The following is a 4,070-nucleotide window of genomic DNA, read 5'->3' on the forward strand; positions in this document are numbered from 1 at the left end:
ACGCTTCCATCGGAAACGGTGATCTGGCAGCCTGAGTTCACAGACAAAACACTCTCCCGGAAAACCGGGGCGGTTCAGGTGAAGATTTTTCAACTGACATCGCTATCCCTGTGGCTTTCGGGGGTAAAGGAACCGGATCAAATCCAAAAGAGCTGTTTGTCGCTTCAACTGCGGCATGCTTCCTGGCAACTTTGGCAGCTATCAGTGAAGGTAAAAAATTACCTGTTGAAAATCTGTCTGTTGAATCGGAAGGGGAAGAAGGCGATACATTCACTATTCGTCACATTGCCCATGTGACGCTGAAGGATGGCAGTGACGGTGATTCAGTGCAAAAAGCAAAAGAGATTATCGCTTCGGCTGACAAAATGTGCGCAGTGGGCAACATTGCGCGCAAGGCCGGGGTGGTCATTGAGGCAATTGCCGATATCAAATAAGCTTTTCGTCATCCCGGGACGCACTTTCTGGTGCGTCCTCCGCTGGCTGTATTTAATGCCTTTAAATCTGCAGGCCTGAATATGCCGGGCTGATGTGCACAAGTGAATCAGCGCCACAGCGACAGTAGCTGATCTGCTGAGGCCTTCAGGTTTTCTTCTGTGGCACCATCCTTCGCTTCAATCGCAATTCCCTTGATAAAACAGTCCAGCATCAGTGTGAACGCCGGTGCATTAACGTCGGTCAGTTCTCCTGCAGCCACGCCACGCGCTACACAGCGGGCTATCGCCTCACGCGTCTGCTGTCGTACCTGACGAGTCAGTATTTCTACTTCCTGATGTTCCTCCAGACAATTCAGCCCAGCCAGCACCGCCATGCATCCCGCCGGTGACTGTGGCGAGGTCTGTATCGCGATAGTGTCGTAAAACATCGACCGCATGGCATGGCCGGGTGGCATGTCCGGGTTATCAAGCACGGCACTGACCGAACCACACGACTGCGTGTAGCGCTCAAGGCACTCTTTGAAGAGGGCCTGCTTTGATCCAAATGCAGCATAAAAGCTCGCTGACGAAAGATTCCCGAGCGTCTTGCGCAGATCGGCTAATGATGTGCTTTCGAAACCTTTCTCCCAGAAAAGGTTCATGGCGGTATTTACCGCACTCTCACGATCAAACTCTCTTGGACGACCCGTTCTGGCCATGTAGCACCTCCTGAATAACTTAAAGATTAATCGTTCCAGAATTATTTGACAACAGCATGCTGGATCTTTAACTTACAGATCATTCAATCCATAAATCAAGAGTCACTGACTATGCCTATTGCTTTATACGCTCTCGCTGCTGCGGCTTTCGCCATTGGAATGGCGGAATTCGTTGTGGTGGGGATATTACCTGCTATTGCCACAGACATGAACGTAGACATTCCCACCGCCGGGCAACTCGTTTCACTGTATGCCCTTGGTGTGGCCGTTGCTGCCCCACTCCTGACCGCATTGACCGGGCGCATGGATCGCCGTGTACTTTCAGTCGGGTTGATGGTTATTTTTGTTGCGGCAAACCTCATCGCCTGGCTGGCAGACAGTTACACCATGCTGCTGGTAGGACGCGTGCTGGCAGGGGCCGTACAGGGTGTTTTCTACTCCATGGCAACGGTACTCGCCACCAACCTGGTGAAAAAAGAAAAATCGGGCCAGGCAATTGGTATCGTATTCATGGGACTGACGGTCGCTCTGGTGTCGGGTGTGCCACTGGGCACCTTCCTGACCGAGATTTTTAACTGGCGGGCTGCCTTCCTGTTTATTTGTGCGCTTGGCCTGGCATCGGCGGTTGCCCAGTGGATCCTTTTACCTAAAAAAATTGAACGACCGGAGCCTGCCAGCCTTGGAAAACAGCTTAGCGTCATCGCCGTTCCCCGCATGCTTCTGGTGTTTGTGATTACCTGTCTTGGATATGGCGGCGCCTTTATTGCTTATACCTATCTTTCTGAAATCCTGCAAAAAATAACCGGTTTCAGCCAGGCGAGCGTCAGTGGCGTTTTGATCATCTACGGCGTGGCGGTAACGCTGGGGAACATCTACTGCGCCAAACTGGCGGATAAAAAAGGCCCGGTAAAAGCGCTGATCGCCATGTTTGTCATTCTGAGCGTCGTGCTGGCACTGGTCAGTACTGCCGCGCCAAATCCCTACCTCATGGTGCCGCTTATCATGGTCTGGGGGGCGATGGCCTTTGGCAGCATTCCAGTGTTGCAGCTTTATGTCGTCCAGCAGGCACAAATCCATGCCCCGCATTCTGTTGATGCTTCTTCCAGTATGAACATTTCTGCATTCAATGCCGGTATTGCGCTGGGGGCATGGGCCGGTGGTCTGGTAGTCGCACATTACGGCCTGCTGGCCACCGGGGCAGCTTCAGCCCTCGTGGTTGCTGTCAGTGTATTACTGGTGCTGATAAGCGGTTACTGGGATAAGCGCCATCACGCAAGCCAGTCGAACCTGGCGCGCAACGTAGAGTAATCAGGATAAATTAACGGGAGTTTATGATGTCAGTTCAGGCTATTAATCAACAACAGTTCACGGAATTACAGACGCTAAAGCAAGGCGTGCAACTCTACCGCTTCTGGGCCCCCTGGTGCCCACCCTGCCGGGCGATGGGACCCATCTATGAGCAGGTCGCCGAAATGCTGGGCACCAAAGCGTTGTTTGGCGAAGTGAATGTGGATGAGGAACCGACGCTCAGCGCTGCACATGCAATCCGCAGTATCCCCACGCTGGTGATTTACAAAGACGGCAGTGAAGTGAAGCGGTTCTCTGGACTCATGAATGCCAAAGATTTACAGGCGCTGACTGAGCAATATCTGTAGGGAGTTTGTATGGCAGTTCACAGAAAACTCATTATTCTTGGTTCCGGCCCTGCGGGCTACTCCGCTGCCGTTTACGCGGCCAGAGCCAATCTGAGTCCGGCGTTAATAGCGGGTATTCAGCAGGGGGGCCAGCTAACGACCACCACAGAAGTGGACAACTGGCCTGGTGATGCCCGGGGCGTACAGGGCCTGGAGTTAATGGTACGTATGCAAGAGCACGCTGAACGGTTTGGCACAGAAATCATCAGCGACCATATTCACGAAGTTAACCTGGAGCAGCGTCCATTCGTTCTGAAAGGCAGTGAAAACTATACCTGCGACAGTCTGATTATTGCCACAGGCGCAAGCGCAAAATATCTCGGTCTTCCCTCGGAAGAACATTATATGGGGCGCGGTGTTTCAGCATGCGCCACCTGTGATGGTTTCTTTTACCGGGGGCGCAATGTGGTGGTGATTGGCGGGGGTAATACCGCCGTCGAAGAAGCCCTTTATTTAGCCAACATTGCCGCTAAAGTCACTCTGGTTCATCGCCGTGACAGTCTGCGCGCTGAAAAAATGCTTCAGGAGCGGTTGTTCAGGAAAGTTGAAGAAGGTAACGTCTCAATTATCTGGAATGCTGAGGTGAAAGAGGTTCAGGGCGACGGCGTAGTTGTGACAGGGGTAAAACTGTTATCCACAAAAGACAGGACTACCACGGAAATTCAGGCCGATGGATGTTTTATTGCCATCGGGCATCATCCGAATGCCGACATCTTCGATGGGAAGTTGGTGATGAAGGAGGGGTATCTGCGGGTGCGTTCTGGTCTCGACGGCGGTGCGACTGAAACCAGTGTTCCCGGCGTGTTTGCTGCCGGAGATGTGGCAGATTCGGTATACCGACAGGCCATTACCTCTGCCGGTAGCGGCTGTATGGCGGCACTTGACGCCGAACGTTACCTCGCGAGCAACTAACCATCAGGCCTGCATCATGCAGGCCTTTATTAATTATGGAGCAGAAATGAGTACGTGGATTGCTTTTAGTCTGGTTGTGGGTATCGGTTCTACCCTTATTCTGGATCTGTGGGTAAGCCTGGTTAAAAAAGTAGCGGGAATTCCACCAACGGACTGGGGCATGGTTGGCCGCTGGCTCACAGGGATTCTGCGGGGGAACATTGTTCTCGATAACCGTATTACCAGAGCACCCGGCACGATTGAAAAAAGACAGGATGAGCCTGTTCACCATTTTGTGTAAGTGCCTTTTCTCAGAAGTGACCGTCCAGGCGGTCACCGAATTCGATAATAAA

General features: G+C 52.4%; 6 protein-coding genes. 5 read left to right on the forward strand and 1 reads right to left on the reverse strand.

The genetic code is table 11. The annotated features are described in order from the left end of the window. Positions 1-110 precede the first annotated feature (110 nt). Positions 111-434, forward strand: coding sequence for an OsmC family protein (locus FCN80_RS25415; protein ID WP_170975526.1), 324 nt, complete (start codon positions 111-113; stop codon positions 432-434). A gap of 107 nt (positions 435-541) precedes the next feature. Here the strand turns inward: FCN80_RS25415 and FCN80_RS25420 are convergent, their stop codons facing one another. After that, positions 542-1,132 (reverse strand): TetR/AcrR family transcriptional regulator, encoded by a 591-nt coding sequence (locus FCN80_RS25420; protein WP_136993102.1) that lies wholly within the window; start codon positions 1,130-1,132, stop codon positions 542-544. A gap of 111 nt (positions 1,133-1,243) precedes the next feature. Between FCN80_RS25420 and FCN80_RS25425 the strand changes: the two genes are divergently transcribed. Genes FCN80_RS25425 through FCN80_RS25440 form a run of 4 tightly spaced genes read left to right on the forward strand, consistent with a single transcriptional unit; the run spans position 1,244 to position 4,018 of the window. Beyond that, the gene (locus FCN80_RS25425) at positions 1,244-2,440 is read left to right on the forward strand and encodes an MFS transporter (protein WP_136993104.1); all 1,197 of its coding nucleotides are present in this window, start codon (positions 1,244-1,246) and stop codon (positions 2,438-2,440) included. 23 nt (positions 2,441-2,463) lie between these two features. Next, positions 2,464-2,787: a thioredoxin family protein gene (locus FCN80_RS25430; RefSeq protein WP_136993105.1), complete on the forward strand. Its 324-nt coding sequence runs from the start codon at positions 2,464-2,466 to the stop codon at positions 2,785-2,787. 9 nt (positions 2,788-2,796) lie between these two features. Continuing rightward, positions 2,797-3,738, forward strand: a complete 942-nt coding sequence (gene trxB, locus FCN80_RS25435; protein WP_136993107.1) for a thioredoxin-disulfide reductase — start codon at positions 2,797-2,799, stop codon at positions 3,736-3,738. A 16-nt stretch (positions 3,739-3,754) separates the two neighbouring features. After that, complete coding sequence (locus FCN80_RS25440; RefSeq protein ID WP_230492959.1) at positions 3,755-4,018, forward strand: DUF2938 family protein; 264 nt, start codon at positions 3,755-3,757, stop codon at positions 4,016-4,018. The last annotated feature ends 52 nt before the right edge of the window (positions 4,019-4,070 follow it).

This window comes from Martelella alba, from assembly GCF_005217455.1.
Lineage (GTDB): Bacteria > Pseudomonadota > Gammaproteobacteria > Enterobacterales > Enterobacteriaceae > Acerihabitans.